General features: G+C 44.8%; 21 protein-coding genes. 15 read left to right on the top strand and 6 right to left on the bottom strand.

Annotated elements, in window-relative coordinates; translation table 11 throughout:
* Nucleotides 1–65 precede the first annotated feature (65 nt).
* From L6I86_RS05035 to gyrA, 8 genes are all read left to right on the top strand, one after another.
* Nucleotides 66–1,907 carry an ABC transporter ATP-binding protein gene (locus L6I86_RS05035; protein ID WP_236285216.1) on the top strand — a complete coding sequence of 614 codons (1,842 nt, stop codon included), beginning with the start codon at nt 66–68 and terminating at the stop codon, nt 1,905–1,907.
* A complete protein-coding gene (locus L6I86_RS05030) occupies nt 1,904–3,751 on the top strand; it encodes an ABC transporter ATP-binding protein (protein WP_236285214.1) in 1,848 nt (615 codons plus the stop codon). The genes L6I86_RS05035 and L6I86_RS05030 overlap by 4 nt, the downstream gene beginning before the upstream one ends.
* Before the next feature lie 287 nt (nt 3,752–4,038).
* Nucleotides 4,039–4,401 (top strand): hypothetical protein, encoded by a 363-nt coding sequence (locus tag L6I86_RS05025; RefSeq protein WP_236285212.1) that lies wholly within the window; start codon nt 4,039–4,041, stop codon nt 4,399–4,401.
* Between the two features lie 647 nt (nt 4,402–5,048).
* The gene (locus L6I86_RS05020; RefSeq protein ID WP_236285210.1) at nt 5,049–5,864 is read left to right on the top strand and encodes a GDSL-type esterase/lipase family protein; all 816 of its coding nucleotides are present in this window, start codon (nt 5,049–5,051) and stop codon (nt 5,862–5,864) included.
* Nucleotides 5,865–5,876: 12 nt separating this feature from the next.
* Nucleotides 5,877–6,839 carry an ABC transporter ATP-binding protein gene (locus L6I86_RS05015; protein WP_236285196.1) on the top strand — a complete coding sequence of 321 codons (963 nt, stop codon included), beginning with the start codon at nt 5,877–5,879 and terminating at the stop codon, nt 6,837–6,839.
* 15 nt (nt 6,840–6,854) lie between these two features.
* Nucleotides 6,855–7,847: an ABC transporter permease gene (locus tag L6I86_RS05010; RefSeq protein ID WP_236285680.1), complete on the top strand. Its 993-nt coding sequence runs from the start codon at nt 6,855–6,857 to the stop codon at nt 7,845–7,847.
* Nucleotides 7,848–7,874: 27 nt separating this feature from the next.
* Nucleotides 7,875–9,848, top strand: a complete 1,974-nt coding sequence (gene parE, locus L6I86_RS05005) for a DNA topoisomerase IV subunit B (RefSeq protein WP_236285194.1) — start codon at nt 7,875–7,877, stop codon at nt 9,846–9,848.
* A 117-nt stretch (nt 9,849–9,965) separates the two neighbouring features.
* Nucleotides 9,966–12,407 carry a DNA gyrase subunit A gene (gene gyrA / locus L6I86_RS05000; RefSeq protein ID WP_236285677.1) on the top strand — a complete coding sequence of 814 codons (2,442 nt, stop codon included), beginning with the start codon at nt 9,966–9,968 and terminating at the stop codon, nt 12,405–12,407.
* Here gyrA and L6I86_RS04995 read toward each other — a convergent pair.
* Entirely contained in the window at nt 12,398–12,565 is a 168-nt protein-coding gene (locus L6I86_RS04995; RefSeq protein WP_171628731.1) for a hypothetical protein, read from the bottom strand. The two genes, gyrA and L6I86_RS04995, sit on opposite strands and share 10 nt — an antisense overlap.
* Before the next feature lie 331 nt (nt 12,566–12,896).
* On the opposite strand from L6I86_RS04995, the gene L6I86_RS04990 reads away from it, so the two are divergent.
* Nucleotides 12,897–13,301, top strand: a complete 405-nt coding sequence (locus tag L6I86_RS04990) for a MarR family winged helix-turn-helix transcriptional regulator (RefSeq protein WP_236285192.1) — start codon at nt 12,897–12,899, stop codon at nt 13,299–13,301.
* A 15-nt stretch (nt 13,302–13,316) separates the two neighbouring features.
* On the opposite strand, the gene L6I86_RS04985 is transcribed toward L6I86_RS04990, so the two are convergent.
* From L6I86_RS04985 to L6I86_RS04975, 3 genes are read right to left on the bottom strand one after another with little or no spacing between them, the layout of a single operon-like run.
* Nucleotides 13,317–14,027, bottom strand: coding sequence for an RluA family pseudouridine synthase (locus tag L6I86_RS04985; protein ID WP_236285184.1), 711 nt, complete (start codon nt 14,025–14,027; stop codon nt 13,317–13,319).
* Nucleotides 14,028–14,030: 3 nt separating this feature from the next.
* Entirely contained in the window at nt 14,031–14,897 is an 867-nt protein-coding gene (locus tag L6I86_RS04980) for a class I SAM-dependent methyltransferase (protein ID WP_056620772.1), read from the bottom strand.
* A gap of 54 nt (nt 14,898–14,951) precedes the next feature.
* Nucleotides 14,952–16,073: a peptidylprolyl isomerase gene (locus L6I86_RS04975; protein ID WP_236285182.1), complete on the bottom strand. Its 1,122-nt coding sequence runs from the start codon at nt 16,071–16,073 to the stop codon at nt 14,952–14,954.
* Nucleotides 16,074–16,255: 182 nt separating this feature from the next.
* Between L6I86_RS04975 and glgB the strand changes: the two genes are divergently transcribed.
* The 5 genes from glgB (at nt 16,256) to cls (ending at nt 23,525) form a co-directional block, all read left to right on the top strand.
* Nucleotides 16,256–18,262: a 1,4-alpha-glucan branching protein GlgB gene (glgB, locus tag L6I86_RS04970; protein ID WP_236285180.1), complete on the top strand. Its 2,007-nt coding sequence runs from the start codon at nt 16,256–16,258 to the stop codon at nt 18,260–18,262.
* Nucleotides 18,205–19,353, top strand: a complete 1,149-nt coding sequence (locus L6I86_RS04965) for a glucose-1-phosphate adenylyltransferase (RefSeq protein WP_236285174.1) — start codon at nt 18,205–18,207, stop codon at nt 19,351–19,353. The genes glgB and L6I86_RS04965 overlap by 58 nt, the downstream gene beginning before the upstream one ends.
* 6 nt (nt 19,354–19,359) lie before the next feature.
* Nucleotides 19,360–20,472 (top strand): glucose-1-phosphate adenylyltransferase subunit GlgD, encoded by a 1,113-nt coding sequence (glgD, locus tag L6I86_RS04960; RefSeq protein ID WP_236285172.1) that lies wholly within the window; start codon nt 19,360–19,362, stop codon nt 20,470–20,472.
* Between the two features lie 52 nt (nt 20,473–20,524).
* Complete coding sequence (gene glgA / locus L6I86_RS04955; RefSeq protein ID WP_236285170.1) at nt 20,525–21,955, top strand: glycogen synthase GlgA; 1,431 nt, start codon at nt 20,525–20,527, stop codon at nt 21,953–21,955.
* A 109-nt stretch (nt 21,956–22,064) separates the two neighbouring features.
* A complete protein-coding gene (cls, locus tag L6I86_RS04950; RefSeq protein ID WP_338113356.1) occupies nt 22,065–23,525 on the top strand; it encodes a cardiolipin synthase in 1,461 nt (486 codons plus the stop codon).
* An 84-nt stretch (nt 23,526–23,609) separates the two neighbouring features.
* On the opposite strand, the gene L6I86_RS04945 is transcribed toward cls, so the two are convergent.
* Nucleotides 23,610–24,035 (bottom strand): VOC family protein, encoded by a 426-nt coding sequence (locus L6I86_RS04945; RefSeq protein WP_056620783.1) that lies wholly within the window; start codon nt 24,033–24,035, stop codon nt 23,610–23,612.
* 76 nt (nt 24,036–24,111) lie between these two features.
* Complete coding sequence (locus tag L6I86_RS04940; protein WP_236285168.1) at nt 24,112–24,597, bottom strand: MarR family winged helix-turn-helix transcriptional regulator; 486 nt, start codon at nt 24,595–24,597, stop codon at nt 24,112–24,114.
* 109 nt (nt 24,598–24,706) lie between these two features.
* Between L6I86_RS04940 and L6I86_RS04935 the strand changes: the two genes are divergently transcribed.
* Nucleotides 24,707–25,657 carry an NADP-dependent oxidoreductase gene (locus L6I86_RS04935; protein ID WP_236285166.1) on the top strand — a complete coding sequence of 317 codons (951 nt, stop codon included), beginning with the start codon at nt 24,707–24,709 and terminating at the stop codon, nt 25,655–25,657.
* Nucleotides 25,658–25,775 lie beyond the last annotated feature (118 nt).

Below are 25,775 nucleotides of genomic sequence, written 5' to 3'. Positions count from 1 at the left end.
TAAGATTCATAAAGTGTTCACACATTATAAGCGTTTCAAATCTATCCTTTTAAGGAGGGCCCAAAGTGGATGTATTCAGGCAACTGAAGCCATATTTTTGGCCAGAGAAAAAACTGTTTTTTGGAGCTATTGCATGTCTTGCAATCGCTACCGCGCTCGGCTTGGTGTATCCGAATTTACTTCGGTATCTGATTGACGAAGTTATCACCAAGAAGCAATTTGACCTGGTGCCTCGACTGGCACTGATCGTTGTTTTAGTCGTTTCAACGAAAGGGATGTTTCAATTCTTACATGGTTTATGCGGGGGACGCTTAGGAAACCGTGTTGCATTCCACTTACGGAATGCGCTTTACCAAAAGCTTCAATATTTATCTTTCCAGTATTATGATCAGGCTAGAACAGGAGATCTAATGTCCAGGTTGACAGCTGATCTGGAAGCGATTCGCCAATTTATTGGTTTTGGCTTCGCACAAATGCTGAATGTGTTGTTAATGCTCGTTTTCGGCATGGGCATGATGTTCTCCATCAGTTGGAAGTTAGCTTTACTTACGATGATCACAATGCCATTTCTGGCATTTACGGCAGTACGCTTTGAAGGCAAAATTCACCCGGCTTTCCGGATGGTGCGCCAGTCTCTAAGCACAATGACGACGGCTGTTCAGGAAAACATTACAGGGGTACGGACGGTTAAATCTTTTGCTCGCGAACCTCATGAGGTTGCCAAGTTCGCAGCACGTAATGAAGATTACAAGTCCATGAATATTGGATCGTCAGGGATTTGGGCGAAGTATTTTCCGATCATGGAAATTCTAGCGAACTTGAGTGTTGTTATTTTACTCGGGGCTGGGGGCTACATGGTTATTGACGGGACGATTTCACTAGGGGAATTGGTTGCCTGCTTTAGTCTCATTTGGTACATAATCGGTCCAATGTGGGGACTTGGTTTTCACATTAATAACTTTACGCAAACGAAAGCTTCTGGTGAAAAGATTCTAGAGGTTCTACATCACTACATGCATGTCAAAGATAGCGAAAACGCTGCAGCGCTAACTAAGGTTGATGGGCATGTGAGATTCGATCATGTCACTTTCGCGTATCCCGAGAAACAGCCAGCTCTTTATGATTTTACTTTGGATGCGCCTCCAGGCTCTGTTATTGGGCTTTTAGGAAGCACAGGGTCTGGAAAGACTACCGTGATTTCACTGCTCATGAGAGCTTATAACGTGAAAGAAGGCAAGGTAATGCTGGATGGGAAAGATATTCGTTCCTTGCAACTTGAAAGCTACCGCAGCCAAATTTCAACAGTTTTCCAAGAAACATTTTTATTCTCATCAACTATTCTTAACAATATCGCTTATGGTCGCAAGGATGTAACGATGGATGAGATTATTCGCGCAGCTAAGCTTGCGAAAGCACATGATTTTATTTCAGAGCTGCCAGAGGGATATAACACGCTAGTTGGTGAGCGAGGACTTGGGCTTTCCGGTGGTCAGAAGCAACGGATTGCTATTGCAAGAGCCTTGATCAAAGATCCAAAAATTCTCGTTCTAGACGATGCTACGAGTGCGGTTGATATGGAAACGGAGCATGAGATTCAAGCAGGCTTTGGTGAAGTCATGGCAGGTCGTACGACGTTTATCATCGCTCACCGGATCTCTTCGTTGAAGCACGCAGATGAAATCATTGTGCTTGATAAAGGGCGGGTCATTCAACGAGGTACGCATCAAGAACTTTTACAGCAAGAAGGCCTATACCGTCAAACGTATGACATTCAGTATGCGGACGGACCGCAAAATCAAACGGCTAAGAACCAAGCAGCAGTTGCTCGTGAAGAAGGTACTTCTCAGGAATCGGTTGATACCAAAATAAATCCAATCGCTACGCCAGAAAGAAGGTTGGCAAATTGAGTACTACATCGAAGCAAGCTGATGCAGCTTCAACCAATCCAGATTCTCAAACAGGGCATCGCTTCGTTTATCAAGATGATGAACTGATCGAAAAGCCTTTTGACTGGGGCCAATTAAAACGCTTGTTTGGTTATATGAAGCCTTATCGAAAACAAATGCTCCCAATTATCATCATCATGATGCTTTTGGGTGCGATTACCAAATTGACAGTTCCACTTCTCATCAGTAAAGCGATTGACAATGCCATTATACCTAAAGATAAGAACCTTCTCTTTCTGATAGTTGGTATTATGCTCAGTGTTTATCTTATTCAATGGATTGCGAACACCTTCCGCATCAAATATACAAACATGATAGGGCAACGTGTAATCTATGATCTCCGACATGACCTTTTTAGTCATATTCAAAAGCTTTCATTCCGGTTCTTCGATACAAGACCAGCTGGATCTGTTCTTGTTCGTGTAACGAACTATGTCAATTCGTTGCAAGATTTATTTACGAACGGTGTCGTTAACTTATTGATTGATATTGTACAACTGGTCGGAATCATCATTATTTTGTTATCCTTTAATTTTAAATTAGGTGCATCGATCATAGTAACAGTTCCGATTATGTTTTTCATATCAACGAAGCTTCGGACCAAAATTCGTCGTTCCTGGCAGGACGTTACGATGAAGCAATCCCGATTAAATGCCCATTTAAACGAGTGTATTCAAGGTATTCGTGTCACACAGGCGTACACGCAGGAGAAAGAGAATATTCAATTTTTCACGAAAATGAATATGACCAATCGGTTGTCCTGGAACCGCGCATCGATGTTGAATCAATCTTTTGGGCCACTCATTGAAATTACAGGCGCGATAGGGTATTGTATCTTGTTCTGGTTAGGTGCACATTTGGTTCAAACGGGGGAAATTTCCATTGGTTTGCTAGTTGCTTTTGCAACCTATATTGGGTACTTCTGGGAACCGATTACGCGATTAGGGCAGATGTACTCACAGTTGTTAATTGCAATGGCTTCCGCAGAACGGATTTTTGAATTCATCGATGAGAAACCTACTGTTTCCGAAATCGAGGGTGCTAAGGATTTACCTCATGTACAAGGAAATGTGAAGTTCAAAGATCTTGTGTTTGAGTATGAGCCAGGACGTCCTGCGCTGAACAGGATCAATTTGGATGTAACCGCAGGGCAATCCATCGCGCTAGTGGGACATACAGGCTCAGGCAAAAGTACGATCATGAACTTGCTTTGCCGGTTCTATGACCCGAATGAGGGCGTTGTAGAAGTCGATGGTCACGACATTCGTCAAGTGACGATCCATAGTCTTCGCTCTCAAATTGGTGTCGTGCTCCAAGATACGTTTATTTTCTCGGGTACGATTCGCGATAACATTCGCTTTGGACGTTTAAACGCCACAGACGATGAGATCGAGCAGGTAGCCAAAGCGGTTCATGCGCATGATTTTATAGCTAAGCTGCCCAATGGGTACGATACAGAGGTGCAAGAGCGCGGTAACGTCCTGTCGATGGGACAGCGCCAATTGATTTCATTCGCGAGAGCGCTGCTTGCTAATCCGCGTGTGCTCATTCTGGATGAAGCGACAGCAAGTATTGATACAGATACGGAGCTCAAAATCCAAGAGGCGCTGAAGACACTCTTAGCAGGTCGTACGTCCTTTATCGTGGCACATCGTCTATCTACGATTCGTAATGCGGACAAAATTGTCGTGCTTGATCACGGACGCATGATGGAAATTGGTAATCATGATGAGCTCATGAAGGAACAGAAGATCTACTACGGTTTGATCCAAGCCCAGTATAAATTTTTGCAGGATGCTGTGTAGTCATAAAGAAGAGGAGCTGCTTAGCCATTTGAATGTGGTTGGGCAGCTTTTTTATGCTATGCGAAGGAAAACTCGTATAGATATTGAGAATGGTTATCATTTGAAATGAGTTGAATGACTTATTCGGGATGGTGGTGCTTATATGGCAATGGAAGACTTAGAGATGAAGAAAGCTCCTATATGGAGCTCGATAGGCTGTGGCTTAAGCATCTATCGTAGCTGCACATCCAAAGGGGCTGTACGTCTTTCAATTCGATGCGATTGATGAAATAGGAGATAGGGGTTCAATGCTAGAAATTACAAGAGCGAGAAGTAATTTCCTGCTGCAGGGTGACATTGGGCTAACCAATGCATCAGCAATAAGCGAACTATGTCATACGATTTGGGTACACTGGCATTCTGTTGAGGCATTAGGTAGAATGCGTTCACAAGCGACTTTTCAAGACCTCCTACGCCGTATTCTAGAGGATGGACAAGCATTTGAGCCAGAGAAGGATCGTCATCTATCTGTGAAGCGCACCATGAACTATTTGGAGCAATTTTCTCATCTTCAAATGACAATTGAGGAATTAGCCGAAATGGCTGTTATTCCACCGGCCACATATATGAAAAATAAACAACGCAAAGTAGCCGCACCAATTGAATACTAGTGAGATCTTCCCTGGTGACGACCCTGTTCCATTGATAAAAAACTCGATATTCAAACCAAATTATTGTTAAACCTCGATAGTAAATAAATGCAGTGGAAGCGGCCGGCCTCTTTTAGGGTTAGGCTGCTTTTTTTGTCATATTCACCATCATTAAGCCCATGGTTTGGTTAATTTTCTGAATTTGAGTGCTACCGATTGATAGGATAATTGAGCCGCAGGGACACACCTACTACAGACAACTGCCACTTAACGTGACACGAATCACTAATAGCCCCCGCGCCCAACCATTCACTACCAGTCATCCAACGACACAATCTGTCACCTGAAAAAGTGGTGTGTAGCATGCTGTAAGTCGATAAAATCGACTTACAAGGGAGAATTAGAGCTGTGAACATGCTGTAAGTCGATAAAATCGACTTACAGGGTGAAGTTAGAGCTGTGAGCACGCTGTAAGTCGAATAAATCGAGTTACAGGGTGGAATTAGAGCTAAGAACACGTTGTAAGCCGATAAAATCGACTTACAGGGTGGAACTAGAGTTGTGAGCATGCCTTAAACTCGACGAATCTGTCCAATGTTTGCAAAATTTGACGAGAAGCTATACTCTTAAATTGGAAATATGCCAATTATTCGCAGGAGGGGACAGCATTGAAATCATCACGCTTCATCTGGGGTGCCATTGGTTTGACCGCGTCAATATCTACGATTGTTTTCGCCGTTGGCTTTGCGTACGCGGCGAATCAAATATGGTTCCCTAAAGCGTCTGGAGATTTGCAACTCGCTACTCCAGCACCTACGAAACCATCGATTATTGAAAGCAGCAGCAAGCTGCAAATCGTCGCACTCGGGGATTCACTCACAGCAGGAACTGGCGACAATACGGGTAAAGGCTATGTTGGTCGTGTCCGTGAAAAGCTGGAAAAAGCAAGTGGTAAACCCGTTTTTGTGCTTAATAACCTAGCTATTCCTGGCTACAAAAGCGATCAGCTTCTTGCTGATTTAGAATTGAAAAAAACACAAGATGCACTAGCGCAAGCAGATATCATTTTGCTTACGATCGGTGGAAATGATATTTTTGCTGGAGGGGATGGGCTCTTTAAAGGAGACAATCAGACCGAATTTAATCCTGAAGCAGCAGAGAAACGGGTAGACCCAGCACTAGCCAAAATGGAAAAGATTATCTCATCCATAAATCAAGCGAACCCGAAAGCAACGCTCTTATATATCGGTTTGTATCACCCTTTTCTAGATCTTGATCCATCGAGACAGGGTTCCTTAACCGTGCAACGCTGGAATAACGGCGTGTTTAAACTGACGAATAAGTACCCACAGATGCTCATTGTTCCTACCTACGACCTATTTGAGCAAAATTTGATCAAATATTTATCTTCTGCCGATCATTTTCATCCGAATGGGGATGGGTATGAGCGAATTGCGGATCGGATCGTCCAAATTTTAAAATAGGGAGGACATGCTATGGCTATAGCAGCAACGCCTAAAATCGTTTTATCTGTCAATAATCTTAAAAAAAGCATCAAAAACAAAGAGATTATTAAAGGCATTTCTTTTGATGTCTATGCTGGCGAAATATTTGGTTTTCTTGGGCCTAATGGATCAGGCAAAACAACGACAATTCGTATGCTCGTGGATTTAATTCGTCCTACGGAAGGGACTATTCAAATCTGTGGGTTTGATGTACATAAAGAGCATGACGAAGCGATGAGAAAAGTGGGTTGTATTGTTGAAAATCCAGAGCTTTATTCCTATCTGACAGGTTGGGAAAATCTTGAGCATTTTGCCCGCATGCTGCCTGATGTCGATGAGAACCGGATTCGAGAAGTCGTGGAAATTGTCTCGATGGATCAGCGGATTCATGATAAAGTGCGTACCTATTCACTTGGCATGCGCCAACGCTTAGGGATTGCTCAAGCACTATTAGGGCGACCAAGCTTATTGATTTTGGACGAGCCTACAAATGGACTTGACCCGCAGGGGATCAAAGAAATGAGGGAGTTTATTCAACGATTAGCTGCGGATGGACTGAGTTTATTCGTCTCCAGTCACTTGCTCAGCGAACTTCAGCAAATGTGCCACCGTGTAGCGATTATTAGTCATGGTGAAGTGATTCAAGTAGGTGCTGTCGATGAACTTATTGCTCAAGGCGGTAGAGTGGTGTGGACGGTTTCACCAGGTGAACATGCGCAGCGCGTACTGCAATCTTCTGAGTTCGTGATTTCAGCCATTGCAGTAGAAACAGATAATCTATCTAACTTACCAACAACGATTATGCAGATTTCAACTCAGATGAATCAAGAAGACATTCCTAAGCTAAGCCAACTTCTTATCGAACAAGGAATTAGTTTGTACGCAGTAGAAATCAAAAATCCAACACTTGAAGATTTGTTTTTGCGTCTAACCGAAGGGGAACGAATCGAGTAGGAGAAGGTGAATGAATTGACAGGACTCTATGCTTTAGTTAAAAATGAAATGATCAAAATGATTAAGAAAAAGCGATTTTATGTCATTCTACTTATTCTTCTTGCTTTAATTCCCATGTTCACTTATGCTCAAATGCGAGTTGCTCAACATACACAGAAGCAATTTGGTACATCGGATTGGAAGGCAGATCAGCGGCAGAAAGTGACTGATTGGGAAAAACGCCTTAGCTCAGCACGAACGCCGGATGAGTGGAAGCAGCAGCTCCGTGTACAAATTCAAATTGCAAACTACTATCTGGATCAAGACGTGAATCCAAGTTCACCGAATGCGGTTACATTTACACGTGAATTTGTGAAAAATGCTGTAGGTTTATTTATTCCGTTGATTATTATGGTCATTTCAGCAGATATCGTATCATCCGAGCATTCTACGGGGACTATTAAATTATTGTTGACAAGACCGGTCAGGCGTTGGAAAATCCTATTGAGTAAATTAATTACCGTTATCTTCTTCACCTCACTGACTGTTTTATCGACGGGATTGATTTGTTACTTGATTTCTGGCGTTGTTTTTGGTTATAACGGATGGAACTTGCCGATTTTCACAGGCATACAGTTGTCTGGGGCAGATGTCGATTTTAGTCGTGTTCGCGCCGTGGATCAATGGTTCTTTCTCTTGATGGAATTCGGCTTAGTATGGTTTACAGCAATCGTTGTCGCGATCATGTCGCTGATGCTTTCTGTACTAATTCGATCAACCGCAGCAGGTATGGGGGTCATGCTTGCCGTATTAATATCAGGAACCATTTTATCAAACATGGTTTCCTCGTGGGAGACGGCTAAATATTTGTTTATGGTCAATTTGGATCTAACGAAGTATCTAACCGGAGGGATCCCACCTATTCAAGGTATGGATTTAGGGTTCTCGCTTAGTGTGCTAAGCGTATGGACTGTAATAGCGCTTATCGTTTCGTTTACGGTATTTTCGCGCAAAGATATTTTAAATTAGAGATTAAAGAGATAAAGGAGGGCTCCAATGGCTGAGCAGCTAGAATTTGCGAAAGGGAAAGCCCCGACACCCACGACAGATTACGAAGCAGACGATATTCAAGTCCTGGAAGGGCTTGTTGCTGTTCGTAAAAGACCAGGGATGTATATTGGCAGTACCAGTTCTTCAGGTCTTCATCATCTGATCTGGGAAATCGTAGATAATGCAGTCGATGAGCATCTGGCAAAGCATTGTTCCAAAATTAATGTCACGATACATAAAGATCAATCGGTTACCGTCCATGATAATGGCCGCGGTATTCCTACAGGCATGCATAAGACAGGTGTTCCTACACCACAAGTCGTATTCACCATCCTCCACGCTGGTGGTAAATTCGGAGGTTCAGGCTATAAGAAATCTGGAGGCTTGCATGGTGTCGGTGCTTCGGTAACTAACGCGCTTTCAGAGTGGTTGGAAGTAGAAATTAATCGCGATGGCAAAGTGCATAAGATGCGTTTTGAATATTGGGTTGATGATAAAGGCATAGAACATGTTGGTGAACCTGTAACAGGACTTGAGGTTATCGGCAATACCAATCGCACAGGGACGAAAGTAACTTTCAAACCAGATAAACGCGTCTTCCAAGGTGGAACGACGATCAATTACGATACGTTGGCTGAGCGATTGCAGGAAATTGCATTCCTGAACTCGGGTCTTCAAGTTAATTTGAAAGATGAACGCACAGATAAAGTGGATTCGTTTCAGTATGAAGGAGGTGCAAGCCAGTTTGTAGCCTTCCTGAATGAAGAGAAGACCGTGCTGCATCCTGTTATTCATTTTGCCTCGGAGAAGGAAGAAATTGAAGTTGAAGTCGCTCTGCAATACAATGATGGCTATACGGAGACGATTGCATCCTTCGTAAATTCGATTCCTACACGCGGCGGTGGAACCCATGAGACGGGTTTTAAGACAGCTTACACGCGAGTGATGAATGAATATGCCCGTAAAGGGGGCATTCTCAAGGAAAAGGATAAAAACCTCGATGGGACGGATCTCAGAGAAGGTATGATGGTCGTCATCAATATCAAGATGGGTGATGTCGAATTCGTAGGTCAAACCAAGGACCAACTAGGAAGTGCTATTGCACGGAGTGCGGTAGATGCCGTTGTATCCGATAAAATGACCGTTTTCCTTGAAGAAAATCCTCACATAGCGCAAATGATGTTGAAGAAGGCTGTACAAGCATCCAGAGCGAGAGAAGCCGCGCGTAAAGCTCGCGAAGAGATTCGCAGCGGCAAGAAAGGGAAGAGTGAGAGCTCTAACCTGAATGGGAAGCTAACACCTGCGCAATCGAAGGATTTGCAACGGAATGAGCTATTCATCGTGGAAGGTGATTCCGCTGGTGGATCAGCGAAGCAAGGGCGTGATTCGAAGCATCAAGCGATATTGCCGCTCAAAGGTAAGCCGATGAATCCAGAGAAAGCCAAGCTTCTTGATATTTTGAAAAATGAGGAGTATAAAGCCATTATCGCAGCTATCGGGGCAGGAGTAGGTTCTGAGTTCGAAGCGGAAGAGACGAATTACGGCAAAATTATTCTGATGACAGATGCGGATACGGATGGCGCACACATTCAAGTGTTGCTGCTAACTTTCTTCTATCGTTACATGAAACCATTGATTGATGCTGGCAAAGTGTATATTGCTCAGCCTCCTCTGTATAAAGTGACGAGAAAAGGTAAAAATGGTGGTCATAAATATGCTTGGACGGACGATCAACTGCAGGTAGTGGTCAAAGAACTCGGTAAGAATACGGAGCTTCAGCGCTATAAAGGATTAGGCGAGATGAATCCGGATCAGCTGTGGGAAACGACGATGAATCCGGAAAGTCGAACGCTGCTCCAAGTACAGATCGAAGATGCGGCCAAAGCAGAACGTCGTGTGACAACATTGATGGGCGATAAAGTAGATCCACGTAAGAGATGGATTATTGAAAACGTTGATTTTACGGAATATGTTGAGTAGATGAAATAAACGACTACTTCGTCCTCTATGGACGAAAGCGTTTATCTAAAAATATAGACAACTTATTATGTGAAACATATAAATTGTTATATTTCCAAAAAGAGTGGTGACGAGAAAGTGAGTATCATAGAAGAGTTTTTACCAGCCTTTCTGGAGGAGATCGTAGGGGATCGCTTCGGTCGGTATTCCAAATATATTATTCAAGATCGCGCAATACCTGACGTGAGAGACGGCTTGAAGCCAGTTCAACGTCGTGTGTTGTATGCGATGTATGACTCCGGCAATACGCCAGATAAGCCTTACCGGAAATCAGCCAAAACCGTCGGGGATGTAATGGGTAATTATCATCCGCATGGTGATGCGTCGATTTATGATGGTATGGTACGTATGGCACAGCCATGGAAAATGGGACATACACTTGTCGATGGTCACGGGAACTGGGGTTCCTTAGACGATGATCCACCGGCAGCAATGCGTTATACAGAAGCACGGTTGTCAGAAATCGCAATGGAATTACTGCGCGATATTGAGAAGCGCACGGTCATGTTCAAAGATAACTTCGATAATTCAACTAAAGAACCGGTCGTATTACCTGCTCGTTATCCAAATTTGCTCGTTAACGGGGTAAGTGGGATCTCTGCAGGCTTTGCAACAGAAATTCCGCCACATAACTTGCGCGAAATTATTGATGCTTGTACGGCTATGATCGATAAACCTGAAATTACGGTTGACGAATTAATGTCCATTGTCAAAGGTCCTGATTTCCCGACTTCAGGCATCATCATGGGCGAAGAAGGCATTCGTGAAGCATATCGCACGGGTAAAGGACGCATCTACATTCGTTCCAAAACCGCGATCGAAGAAATGCGCGGCGGCAGACAGCAAATTGTGATAACAGAAATTCCCTATCAAGTGGTTAAATCTCGGTTAGTAACGGCGATGGAGAACATCCGTCTGGAGAAAAAAATTGAGGGAATTGCCGAAGTACGGGACGAAAGCGGACGGAATGGGCTTCGGATCGTGATTGAGCTCAAGAAGGAAGCGGATGCACAAGGGATTCTGGCCTATTTGCTGAAGAAAACGGATCTACAAGTTACGTATAACTTCAACATGGTTGCGATTGTGAATAAAGCGCCTCGTCAGCTCGGTATCCGCGAGATTCTGGAAGCCTATATTGGGCATCAGAAAGAGGTCGTGACGTTCCGCTCCCAATATGAGCTTGAAAAAGCGGAAGATCGGGCACATGTCCTTGAAGGACTTGTGAAAGCACTGAACATTTTGGATGAGGTCATTGCCACGATTAAAGCATCGAAAAATCGGCAGGATGCTCAAAATAATCTCGTAGAGAAGTTTCATTTTTCGGAACGACAAGCTGATGCCATCCTCGTCCTGCAATTATACCGTTTAACGAATTTGGAAATAACAACGCTGGAGAAGGAATTGAAGGATGTTGAGAAAACAATTGCATACTTGCGTGGGATTCTTGGCAGCTTGAAGAAACTACTAGGCGTTATTAAAGATGAGATGGGCGAGATTCGCAAGAAATTTGGTATCGATCGCCGCTCCGAGATTCAAGGAGAAGTCGAAGAACTGAAAGTTAATCTAGAAGTTCTAGTAACGGCGGAAGATGTACTTGTCACCTTGTCCAATGAAGGCTACTTGAAGCGTACAAGCAAGCTTTCCTTCACACGTTCAGGTGGAGAGCTTGAGAATACAGGCTTGAAGGAAGGCGATTACCTTCGTTTCTTGCTGGATGTCAATACGATCGAGAGCTTGCTGATCTTCACGAAGAAGGGGCAATACTACTTATTGCCTGTCCATCAAATTCCAGAGTATAAGTGGAAAGAGAATGGAACAGCGATCGTAAATGTCATCCCGATTGCGAAGGAAGATCGAATCGTGAATGTCATTCCTGTCAAGGGATTCGAGGATCCGACGAAGTCACTCGTGTTCGTTACACGAAAAGGTCAAGTGAAGCGGACAGAGCTGAAGGAATATATGACGAACCGCTCAAATGCGATTGTTGCGTGCAAACTTGGCGAGCAAGATGAAGTGCTCCATGTTCAAATGAGTGACAATTCGAAGGAAATTCTTCTCGTCACGAAGCAAGGCATGAGCATTCGTTTCCGTGAGGAAGAAGTAAACCCGATGGGCCGTGCGGCCGCAGGTGTACGCGGCATCCAGCTCAAGGAAGACGATGAAGTCGTGTCAGCTGAGTGGATCTATGGGGATGAAGGGGAAGTACTGGTGATCTCGGACCTCGGGTATGCGAAGCGATCTCTCGTTGTAGACTATCCAATTCAAGGTCGCGGCGGAAAGGGGATTATTACCTTCGAATTCAAGGAAGGTAAGCGTGTCAGACCTAACGGTTCAGCTTTAATCCGGACATTCATTGTGAAAATGGATTACTTGATTACAGCAGTGATGAGTAATGGCGAGAAACTGCGATTCTCAACAGAAACAGCTCCGTTAGAAGATCGCAAAGCCCAAGGCAAATCGCTTATTCCTGTGACGAAGACAGAATCGATCGTTGAGATTTTGCGCTTTCCTCAATCGTAACTAACCGTTGGAGGATCCAGTCTTTCAATTAATGCAAAAGCTAATTCTAATAAGACCCACAGAGGCATCGGTTCGTCTAATCGATCCAGCCACTGTGGGTCTTTTAGCATACCGGCTTCCAGCGCTTTTTTGCCTAGCTCCACTTTCCAAGCTTCCAATCCAATCACTCCTTGAAAGTAAGTTAACAGCCTTGCACGTCAAGTTTCTCCGAAAGTAAAGGGATTCGCTGTTGATTACAAGGGTGCATGACACCTTCGATCAGTATATGTAAGTACTGGGCAACTTGTTAAAAGAAGTCGATTCGCTTGTCATTCCACACATGACTAGACAAAGTATGTGAAAGCTCGACATTAGGTTTCATCAAACCACAGCATGTCTATGAATCTCGCAATTTTTGTAAGAAAATATTAATGGCATTAATCTTTAAAGTAGGGAAAAGGCATGCTATACTTGCTGTAAATAGGTGAAAATGGAAGCGAGTTGATGAGGATGTATTCCGATGAATTCGGAAAGCTATGGCTAAAATTATCGAAGGAATTGAAAAATCAGATGGAGGTAGGCTTAGCCCCTACGATTACGGAAGGACAACTGAATGTGCTTGAATTGCTCCTAGTCCATGAACGTATGAAGCCTTCGGATTTAATCGAGTATTTATCCACGACACCTGCTGCCGTTACAACCTTACTAGACCGGATGGAAAAAGCGGAGTTGATTACCCGTGTGCGAGATGAGAAGGATCGCCGAATTGTTTGGATTCACGTCACGGGTAAAGGAAAAGCGGAATGCGAGAGAGGCCGTGGAATCCGTGAAGAACTGTTGGATTCGTACCTGAATCGCGTTTCCGCTCATAATCAGAAATTGCTTATTTATTTATTGGGCAAGGTTGCGAATTAAATGGCCTTCATCCCCTCATAGCTCGGGGATGGTGAATTCGTTCCAAGGCCGCTGCACAGGTGGCAGCGACCGGAAGTGCATCTCCTCTTTGAGCACAGGATGCTCAAAGGCAAGTGCCGTGGCCCACAGCGCGAGCTGTTGGCCTGGTTTGTTGACAGCGCTGCCGTAGCGCTGGTCCCCGTACAGCGTGCAGCCAATGGCAGCCAGCTGCACACGGATCTGATGCGGCCGCCCAGTGTGCAGCTTGATCTGGATCAAGCTGAGACCGTCTTGGCTGCCGAGCAGCTTATAGTCCAGCACCGCCTCTTTGGCGTCCTGCTGGCCTGCCTTGACCACGCTGACCGTATTCGTCCGCGTATCCTTCCACAGCCAGTGGCGAAGCGTAGCGGCCGGCTGGGAGGGTTTACCGTGCACGACAGCGACGTACGTCTTGTCGAGCTGTCGTGTTCGTACCGCGTCCGATAGTCGGGACGCGGCTTTTGACGTTTTGGCGAAAACCATCACGCCGCCAACCGGACGATCCAAGCGATGAACAAGCCCGAGGTAAACATTGCCGGGCTTGTTGTAACGCACCTTGATATCGGCCTTCAAGGCGTTCAACAAGTCAAGATCACGGGACTCGTCTTCCTGCGTAGGCATGTTGACGGGCTTCTCAACCACAAGAATGTGGTTGTCTTCGAAAATAATCGGTATCTGCGATGCACCGTATTCATCCTTCAATGCCACCGCTTACGCCTCCCAGCGTCCCAGAATTCCGCAAGGGAGCATAAGGCCGGAGTGGGTGATCGGCAGACCGATTTCACCGCTGGAGATCGTGCCGCCATGCTTGTCTTTCATCGCCATTGTCAAAATGTTCTGAAGTACAGTTGCCGAGATGCCTGTCGTATAGGAATTGATTAACAGGAACAATGGGTTGTCCGTCAAAATGGATTGACAAGTCTGAATGAATGGGAAGAGGTCATCTTCCAATTTCCAGGTTTCACCGTTAGGTCCACGTCCGTAGGATGGTGGATCCATAATGATCGCATCGTACTTGCTGCCGCGGCGTTGTTCTCTCTGTACGAATTTGAACACATCATCCGTAATGAATCGAACAGGTCTAGAACCCATGCCGCTCAGGTGCAAATTCTCCTTCGCCCATTGAACGACCCCCTTAGAAGCATCCACATGGCATACTTCCGCACCTGCATGCGCACACGCCAGCGTTGCTCCGCCCGTATAAGCGAAGAGGTTGAGAACTTTGATCGGACGGCCAGCACCCTTAATCTTGTCCATCATCCATTTCCAATTGACCGCTTGCTCAGGGAAAAGACCCGTATGCTTAAAACTAGTTGGCTTAATATAAAAGGTCAGCTTCTGATCATACGTAATCGTCCAACGCTCAGGGAGTTCAGCATTCTGTTGCCATTGGCCGCCGCCGCTGGAGCTGCGGTGATAATGCGCATCAGCTTGACGCCAAGCTGGCGTTTCTTTCTGTAGTGGCCAAATAATCTGTGGGTCGGGTCTACGAAGAACAATCGTCCCCCAGCGCTCTAACTTTTCGCCGCCGCCCGTATCGAGCAGCTCATAATCGACCCAATCTTTTGCATAAAACATTGTTGTAATCCATCCTTCAACTGTTTACTAGACTAAACATCCATTGTACACCATTTATTGACCTAAATCGATCTTTTCAATCAGACCAGGCAGTTCTTTTTCGGTAAATTGTTGGAATTGCGCCTGTTCAAGCGAAGCACGCAGTGATTCTTTTACTGCTGAAAAAGGTTTAACAGAGCGAGAGTCAACTTTGATCACGTGATAGCCAAACTCGGTTTCAACGGGATCACCAATTGTTCCAACCGCTTGAGAGATCGCAGCGTTTTTGAATCCTTCAACCCACTGGCTCACATCAGCATCAGCATAAAGACCGCCAGTATCCTTCGAACCTGGATCTTCGGAATATTGCTTAGCAAGCGCTGCGAAGTCTCCACCATTTTTGAGTTTCGTTTGAATATCCTTGGCAAGTGTAAGTGCTTCTTCTTTCGTGCGAAGGGTTTTGCCTTCAGCGTCGTTAAGTCCGATCAAGATATGACGGACAGAAGCGATCGTAAACGCATCTTTATTGGCAGCAAGCGCTGCATCATACTGAGCTTTCAATTGCACGTCAGTAATACTCGATTTCACATAGTTAATCCCTGTCATACTGCCAACGAGGTAATATTGTAGATCCAGTTCTGATGAATGCGCCGATTGCAGGTCCGCTTTAAATTTATCTGCCCCAAACTGTTGCTTCCAAGCAGCTACTTGTTCAGCAGCACCTGTTTTCGCAGCAGCCTGATCTGCTTCGGATGATCGACTATAGAGAATTCGGTTGGTCACGAGTTCTTTAAGAACACTAGTCTGATAGTCTAGGTTGTCCTTAGAAGCCGCATGCGAACTATTGAACAGGGCCTTGAGGTTAAAGAACGCATCGAATTCTCCCTTTGTCACCGTTCCGCCTGAGTATGTTGCAACGACTTGATTCGGATTGTTACCGACCCAAATTGTACTTGTTGTATCATCCCACGTAACTTTCTTGCCAAGAGCGTCGCTCATAAAGCGCAGGGGTACATACGTATTACCTTCATAGATGAATCCTTTGGCATCAGTTGGTGTTTTTTCGACACCATCAAACATATACGTCAGATTACGGAAAGCTACTTCGATTTGTGTACCAGCTGCAAATGCGACAGTTCCACTTAAAACAGAACCAATGGTTAAACCTACGATAAGTCCCTTTACTTTATCTTTCATTATGGGTGATCCACCTTTCATTTCTTGTCCTATCAATAATTCACCGAAGGTTGAGAGATTTCCTTTTTTTTATTCGTATCGAATTGAAGGAATTCCTTACCTGTTTGTTGTATTTGTAGAGGTAGAGACGATTTGTTACACGCATCTTAGAGTAAGGACATGTCGGAAATAGGGGGGATAATGTGGGAGCAAACGTTGGTATACCCAGCTCCGAGGATTTGTTTCTGCTTCATGAAGGATCCCTTTTCCACAGTTATCGTATCTTAGGGGCACATGTTAGCAAAGAAATAGGCCATGAAGGTGTTCGATTCGCCGTTTGGGCACCGCATGCGAGAACCGTGTTTGTACTTGGAGATTTCAATGATTGGCAATCCGGCGGGCATACGATGGAAAAGATTAGTTCATTAGGACTCTGGATGATTTTCATTCCAGAAGCACGTGAAGGCGACTATTACAAGTTCGAAATTCATAGTCAGACAGGGCAGATTTTATTAAAAGCTGATCCCTATGCCTTCTATTCTGAATTAAGGCCCGGTACGGCATCACGGGTGGTTGATTTAGAGGGGTATGAATGGCAGGATCAAACATGGCAGCAGCAGAAGAAAGAGGTACCCGCTTATAACAAGCCGCTGTCCATTTACGAAGTGCATTTAGGCACTTGGCGTAAAAAGGATCGTACAAGCGAGGAGCTGTACACGTACGAACAATTAACGACTGAATTGGTGGATTATGCGGTTGACATGGGGTATACGCATATTGAAGTCATGCCGCTGGCAGAGCATCCCTTCGATCGTTCTTGGGGTTACCAAGCAACTGGGTACTTTTCGGTTACTAGTCGTCACGGTGCTCCGAAGGATTTCATGCGATTCGTTGATCGGTGTCATCAACAAGGTATTGGTGTCATTATGGACTGGGTACCCGGACATTTCTGCAAGGACAGTCATGGACTCCGCCAGTTTGATGGAAAGCCTCTGTATGAATATGAAGACCCTCGCAAAGCGGAGAAACTCGAGTGGGGGACACTTACCTTCGATTTCGGTAGACCGGAGGTACAGAGCTTCTTAATCTCAAATGCCTTATTTTGGATGGACATGTATCATATGGATGGGATCAGAGTGGACGCAGTTGCTTCCATGCTTCATCTTAATTTCGGCAGATGGGATGAGGCTCCGATCCGAAATCAGCACGGTGGCGAGGAGAATCTGGAGGCTGTTGCGTTCATTCGCAAGCTGAATCAAGTTGTATTCTCGTATTATCCAGATGCGCTGATGATGGCGGAAGATTCCACGGACTGGCCGCTTGTTACGGCTCCAGTGCACGAAGGTGGACTTGGATTTAACTACAAGTGGAATATGGGCTGGATGAACGATATGCTAAAATATATGAAGCTGGATCCCATCCACCGGAGATATAATCACAAGTTAATTACCTTCTCATTCATGTACGCATGGAGTGAAAATTATGTACTTCCCTTGTCACATGATGAGGTCGTGCATGGAAAGCGTTCACTCCTGCATAAGATGCCAGGAGACTATTGGCAGAAGTTCGCTAATTTGCGTGTTTTATATGGCTATATGTCGGGGCATCCAGGCAAAAAGCTGCTTTTCATGGGAAGCGAATTCGGTCAATTCGATGAATGGAAGGATCTCGAGGAGCTGGATTGGTTTCTATTAGACGGGTACGAGAAGCATGAGCAGATGCATCATTACGTGAAGTCGCTCAATCAGTTTTATTTGAACGAACCGGCCTTGTGGCAACTGGATCATGATCCAGAAGGCTTTGCATGGATTAATCCACATGACGAGAGCCAAAGTGTTGTCACTTATTTGCGAAAAGGGAAATCGCCGGAGGATGAACTTATTCTTGTGTGTAATTTCACACCTGTTGTTCATCCGGATTATCGGATCGGCGTTCCGAAATTAGGTCTCTACGAAGTTGTTTTTAATAGCGATGCTACTGAGTTTGGCGGTTCCGGACAAGGAAATACGCTGCCAATCACAAGCAAAGCAAGTCCCATGCATGGTAGGCCATACAGTTTATCGTTATGTATTCCGCCGCTTGCGGCTGTCTATATCAAGTGTGTGAGTGAATTCCAATCAGAGATTGATGAAGGTGAAGGGGGAAATCAAATATGCGCAGTAAAGAATGTGTTGCTATGCTCCTCGCTGGAGGAGAAGGGCGAAGATTAGGCGTACTGACGAACAATTTAGCTAAGCCAGCTGTTCACTTTGGCGGCAAATATCGCATCATTGATTTTACTCTCAGCAATTGTACGAATTCAGGGATTGATACCGTAGGTGTTCTTACACAGTATCAGCCTCTTGTTCTCAATACGTACATTGGTATTGGAAGCTCTTGGGATCTTGACCGCAAGCATGGCGGTGTGACTGTATTGCCACCATTCATGGAGCAAAAAGGTGGAGATTGGTACAAAGGAACTGCAAACGCGATTTATCGCAACATCGGCTTTATCGAGCAGTATGATCCAGAATACGTCTTGGTCATCTCGGGTGACCATATTTATAAAATGGATTACGATCTCATGCTTTCTTATCACAAAGAGAAAAAAGCGGACGCAACGATCGCTGTTATCGAAGTGAAATGGGAAGAAACAAGCCGTTTCGGTATCATGAGCGTAAATGAGAAGCAGGAGATTACCGAATTCGCTGAAAAGCCGAAAGAAGCAAACTCTAACTTGGCTTCAATGGGTATTTACATTTTTAACTGGAAAGTATTGAAATCCTATTTACTTGAGGATGAGGCGAATACGGAGTCCAGTAAGGACTTTGGGAAAGATATCATTCCGATGATGCTGAAGGATGAAGCGAGAATGTTTGCTTATCCGTTCCAAGGTTATTGGAAAGACGTTGGAACCATTGATAGCCTTTGGGAAGCCAATATGGATCTTTTAGATGACAATAATGAATTAAACTTAAATGATAAAGACTGGCGTGTATATTCACAGAATCCGTATCAACCAGCTCAATACGTAGCGCCTACGGCGAATATTAAACGTTCATTGGTCAATGAGGGCTGTGCCATTTTTGGAGATGTCGATCATTCTGTTCTCTTCTTCGGTGTCCAAGTTGGTGAAGGCAGCCAAATTAAAGATTCCGTCATTATGCCGAATGCCAAGATTGGTAATAACGTTACGATTATCAAAGCCATTATTGGTGAGAATACGGTCGTTGAAGATGGTGCGGTTGTCGATGGCAATGGTGAAATTGTACTTATTGGCGGTAACGAACGGGTAACAGGCTACGCTAATCAGAAGGGATGATGTCAGATGAAACATGTGATGGGAGTCATTAATTTAGTCAATGAACCGGATGATTTGGAGGAACTGACTTATTTCCGCTGCCCGGCATCTGTGCCTTTTGGTGGTCGTTATCGGTTAATCGATTTTGCACTATCGAATATGGTGAATTCAGGGATTGACAATGTAGCTGTATTCACACAACACAAATATCGTTCGCTCATGGATCATCTGGGATCTGGAAAAGAGTGGGATTTGGATCGAAAGCGAGGGGGACTTTTCGTCCTACCTTCCGTACTGGATGAACCGACGGGCATCTCGCGCGGTGATTTGTATCAGTTCTATAGCCATCGTGACTATTTCTACCGTGGTAAAGAAGAGTTCGTGATTATTTCTCGCAGCCACATGGTGTGCAATCTGGATCTACGCGATGCGGTACGTTACCACGAAGATATGCAAGCGGATATCACTGTGATTTATAAGCAAACCGATGAAGAGGTTCATGGGAAATTCCGCCGCATGGCTGTGAAGGACACTGGTCAAGTAACCTTAATGGAAGATCATACGGGTCGTTTGCGGACGAACAACATCTCCATGGAAATGTATATCATGAGCAAAGCGTTGCTCTTGGATATGGTGGAATCCTGCTTAGCGCAAGGATATGATCATTTGGTCCGTGATGGCATTATGAAAAATATTGATAAGCTGAGCGTTTATGGCTACAAATTTGAAGGGCATCTGGGCATTGTGAATTCCATTCAAGGTTACTACAAGCACAGTATGCAGCTGCTGAATCCTGCGATTTGGCGCGAGCTGTTCTTCCAGAAGAATAATCTGATCTATACCAAGGTTAAGGATGAGCCGCCTGCCAAATATTTGGACTCCGCTTCCGCTAAGAACGCACTTATCGCAAATGGCTGCCAGATTGAAGGGAAAGTGGAGAACAGCATTCTGTTCCGTGGTGTGAAGATTCGCAAGGGTGCATACGTGAAAAACAGTATCATCCTGCAAAACTGCGAGATTGAGGAAAACGTAATTATCGAGAATGCGATTCTGGATAAGGACGTCTTCATTAGCCGCGGCCGTGTATTAACTGGTGACAATAAAGCACCATTCATTGCAGCGAAAACCAAAGTGATCTAATCGCAAGTTCGTGTGTTGGATCAGGTTCTAGCAAAGTTGGAGGAGTGGCAAATTGAAAATACTGTTCGCGGCTTCGGAGGCCGTTCCTTTTATAAAGACAGGCGGTTTAGCGGATGTGATCGGCTCCTTGCCTAAGGAGCTGACGCGTCAAGGACTTGATGTGCGTGTTATTTTGCCGAAATATGGTGATATCCCGGCTAAGTATAGAGATCTGATGACACATGTGACGTCATTTGATGTACAGTTGGGCTGGCGGAAACAATATATCGGCATTGATATGTTGGTGCATGAAGGGGTTACCTATTATTTCGTCGATAATGAGTTTTATTATAAGCGATCTGGTATATATGGCTTTGGGGATGAGGCGGAGCGATTTGGCTTCTTCTGTCGAGGTGTCATTGAGGCCCTTCCTTATCTGGACTTTGGGCCGGACGTGATTCATTGTCATGATTGGCAAGCAGGTATGATTCCTGTGTTGTTGAAGGCTCATTATCAGCATTTGCCGTTCTTTAGCGAGATCAAGACGATGACGACTGTTCATAATTTGAAATATCAAGGCGTATTTGGCCAACAAGTGTTCAAGGATTTGTTCGGTTTGTCAGATGACCACTTCTCAGGAACAGCGCTAGAGCTTCACGGTGGCGCAAGCTTCCTGAAGGGGGGACTGTTGTATTCGGATCAGATAACAACAGTAAGTCAGACATATGCGGAGGAGATTCAAACACCGTATTACGGTGAATTCTTGGACAGCCTACTGCGCCACCGCAAAGATCAATTAACAGGCATCGTGAACGGGATTGATTACGATGTGTTCGACCCTATGACGGATAAGAATTTGGTTGTGAATTATCGGGATTCGTTACCAAAGAAGACGCAGAATAAGACGGCACTTCAGGAGCGTCTAGGACTTCCTGTGAACGGCGATATCCCAATGATTGTACTAGTAACACGTCTAGTACAACAGAAGGGTCTAGATCTGATTCAGCACGTGCTTCGTGAAATCCTAGCCTTAGACATACAGCTTGTTGTTCTTGGAACTGGTGAGCCTGTCTATGAGCAAATGTTTCGGAACGCTGCAATCACACATCCGACTAAGGTGTCGGCGCACATTTATTTTGATGAAGCGTTAGCACACCAGTTCTACGCTGCATCAGATCTCTTCTTAATGCCATCACAGTTCGAGCCATGTGGCATTGGACAGTTGATTGCGCTACGCTATCGTTCTGTGCCGATCGTTCGTGAAACAGGCGGTCTGAAGGATACGGTGCAGCCTTATAATGAATTTACAGGAGAGGGCACAGGTTTCTCCTTCACGCATTATAACGCTCACGATATGCTTCACATCATCAGACGCGCGGTTTTCTTTTATAAGAATGATCGTGACAGTTGGATGAAGATTCAGCACAATATGAAAAAAGGTGACTTTAGCTGGCGCAAATCTGCTCAGCAATATATCACACTTTACACGGAAATGACTTCTTAATTGACTGGAAGAAAGCCTCTTAATTCGAAAGAATTCAGAGGCTTTTTTCGTTATTTAGAAAATTCAGGTATAATAGATACAGATAAGTAAAGAGGGTTGGAGTGGTACAATGGGTATGGATTGGATTTCTCATATGTTGACCGTGTTGTTCGTCGTAAATATATTATTGGCGCTCACGGTGGTTTTCTTAGAAAGGCGTAATGTGGCTGCTACATGGTCTTGGTTAATGGTGCTGCTATTCATTCCAATTCTAGGCTTTCTATTGTACGTGATGCTGGGTCAAAACTTGAGCCGCCGCAAGCTGTACAAATGGAATAAGCGCATGCAGGAACGGATGCAAACGGTGATTGGTGAGCAGCGGCAGCAGCTCATGGATGGGACTTTTCCCTATATCGATCCGATGGTGATGGAGTATCGTTATTTAATTTATTTGAATGTAGCTACGAATGATTCATTTTTGTCGCAGGACAACGACGTACATATTTTCACAGATGGGGTAGAGAAGTTTAATGATTTGATTAGTCGAATTGAGTCTGCTGAGCACCATATCCACATGCAATATTATATTGTTAAAAATGATACCTTGGGTCAGCGGATAATGGAAGTACTCACACGCAAAGCGAAACAAGGGGTGACTGTTCGTTTTTTATATGATGATATCGGCTCGCGTACATTGAAAGATTCGTTTTTCAAGGATTTTCTAATGGCAGGTGGACACAAAGCGGCATTCTTTCCGTCAAGTATTCCTTTTCTTAATTATCGTGTTAACTATCGGAATCATCGCAAGCTCGTCATTATTGACGGGCAGATCGGATACATTGGCGGATTTAATATAGGGAATGAGTACCTGGGCCTGAATCCGAAATTTGGTTACTGGCGGGATACACATCTTCGATTGTCGGGCAGTGTCGTGCGAGCGTTGCAATCACGGTTCATCCTGGATTGGAACCTTGCATCGGCAGAAACATTGGAAGTAGATATGACATATTTCCCAGCAGTTTTGGAGAATGCCAAACAAGGTCAGGTTCCCATGCAAATTGTCGCAAGTGGTCCGAATGAAACTTGGCCGCATTTTGTGTATACATTTCTTAAGTTGATTCATTTGGCCAAAAGCCGAATTTTGCTGCAAACACCTTATTTTATTCCCGAAGAAAGTATGTTGAATGCCTTGCGAATTGCCGCGCTATCGGGGATTGATGTTAGAATTATGATACCTGAGAAGGCTGATCATTTATTCGTTCATTGGGCTTCATTGTATTATGTGGGGGAACTGCTGCGTGCAGGTGTGAAATGCTATCTGTATGATTATGGCTTTCTGCATGCCAAAACAATTATCGTAGACGGTAAAGTGGCCTCAGTCGGTACTGCAAATTTCGATATTCGCAGCTTACGGCTTAATTTTGAGACGAATGCACTGATGTTTCATGAAGAGACAGCAACGAAGCTGGAAAACACCTTCTGGAAGGATATGGAGGGGTGTATGGAGTTGACGTTGGAGGAATATGAGAAGCGGTCGCTTCGCATCCGTTTCCTGGAGTCGATTTCGAAGTTGATATCACCCATCTTATAGTGCAAATAAAAAGGATTCCGTAAACTCACTTGAAGGAAGTGAGCGATGGAATCCTTTTTCTCTAAGGAAAGCTAAGTGTAATTTCTAGAAACTTTCACCACTATCAAGATTGAACTGCCATAGAATGCCGAACTTGTCCTCGACTTGGCCGTACAATTTACTCCAGTCAGTCGCTTGAAGTTCCATGCCAATTTTTCCGCCTTCTTTGAGCTTATGGAAAGCGTTTTGGATTTCATCGGCGTTTGCGCTAACGTAGGAAAGACTGATGTTGTTTCCTACAACGTAAGGCATACCTGGGAATACGTCAGAGAACATAAGCGGGCTTCCGTTAATATCTAGACGAGTGTGCATAACGCCATTTTTGGCTTCTTCAGGAAGCGGATAGTCGGGATGAGCTGGCATATCGCCAAATGTAATGATTTTTGGAGTGGGCAGATTAAATACTTCTGCATAGAAAGTCACAACTTCGCGAGTGTTTCCTTGGAAATTTAAATAAGCATTAATTGACATGACCATTCTCCTCTAATTGTGAAATTGGGACAACCTCCTATATTCTACCACTGGTTACATAGAAAATCCAACAGACCTACAAACTGAATAATAAGGACTGGAGTTGACTTCTGCCTTCGGCGGATAAGGATTGGAGTACCTGATCAGAGGCTTGGCTCATCGCGGCCCGAGCATTCGCAATCATGGGAGGTGCTTCATCCGTCAACTGGAGAAAAGTTGCTCGACGATCATCAGGATCCGTCGTACGGTGGATGAGCGCCTCCTGTTCCAGTGCGTCAACGAATTGTGTGACAGTGCGCGCTTTAATGCCTAATTTGGTCGCGAGATCTGACATTCGAATACGTCCTTCTTCTTCAATCGCAATGAGGACACGTACACGCGGCCCCGTTAAATAAGCAGGGATTCCTAACATCGCTAAGTGCTCCTCAAATTGCGTATGCAATCGATGAGTCGTACGTATCAATAGTTGTAAAATATCTCCCGCCGTAGGAATTGGTGGTGAAAGGCTGGAATCCATGGATGTAGGTAGTTCTTCAGGTGTGTTGGTTTGAGTTGGCTTCATAGTCCTCCTTGACATCTGAGAAAGTACTGAGTATACTCAGTTTAAATCCAATTACTGAGTATACACATTAATTATACCATACATGAGAAGAAAAGAGGAGAGATCCAAAATGAGTGATCCTATGGACAAGATAGACGTTAAGCTGATGCGAGCTGTACGTTACCATGCTTTTGGTGAGGCTGAAGTCTTGCAAGTAGAAACAATTCCTATACCACAGCCCAAAGAAGGCGAAGTGCTTATTCGCATTCTTGCTGCGGGTGTTCTACCTGTGGATTGGAAAATACGCCGTGGACTGTTCCCGATGCCGGTTCAATTTCCATATATTCCAGGAACAGCGTTCGCAGGTGTTGTTGAGGCAGTTGGCGCAGGGGTGTCCACTTGGCATATTGGAGATGCTGTATTCGGCCGCAGTACGAAAGGCACTTATGCAGCGTACACGACTGCGCCTGAGGATGCGATTGCCCGGAAGCCAGCTTCGATAACCTACGAAGAAGCTGCGACATTATCAGGGGGAGCCACAACTGCATGGCGTGCCATTGTTTCGGAAGGCCAAGTGAAGCCGAATGAGCGTGTTCTGATTCATGGCGCCGCGGGAGGCGTTGGCATGTTTGCGGTACAGTTCGCGAAATGGATCGGTGCAGAAGTGATAGGTACGGCAGGGCCGAAGAATGTGTCTTATGTGGCATCATTAGGCGCAGACAAGGTGATTGACTACTCGTCTGAACGATTCGAAGAGATCGTACAGGATGTCGATTTCGTACTAGATACGGTGAGTGGTGACACCCTCGCACGTACATGGTCCGTTCTGAAGCAAGGAGGCAGATTGGCTTCGATCGCGGGCCAACCGCCGCTGGAGAAAGCCAAGCAGCACGGCATCACGTTGATTCGTCCGGGCATCGCCACGAAGGAAGATTTGAAAGCCATTGCTGAGCTAATTGAAGAAGGAAAGTTAACGATTCACATTGATCAATGTTTTGCAATGGCAGATGCGCGCCAAGCACATGAGAAGAGCGAGACGGGGCACGGACGAGGTCGGATTGTGCTGCGGATGACTGATTAAGCAGCTGTTTATGTAAGGCGCTTTCAATCATGAGCGTGTCTTACAGCAGATTGCACAAATCCTACTTCCAGCGACGTAATTGTTGCTGGATTTTATTTTGATTCTATTCGAATCCCCG

Source organism: Paenibacillus allorhizoplanae (genome assembly GCF_927798215.1).
Lineage (GTDB): Bacteria > Bacillota > Bacilli > Paenibacillales > NBRC-103111 > Paenibacillus_E > Paenibacillus_E allorhizoplanae.
Note: the sequence above shows the minus strand (reverse complement) of the source record. Positions and strands in the feature narration are given on the sequence as shown.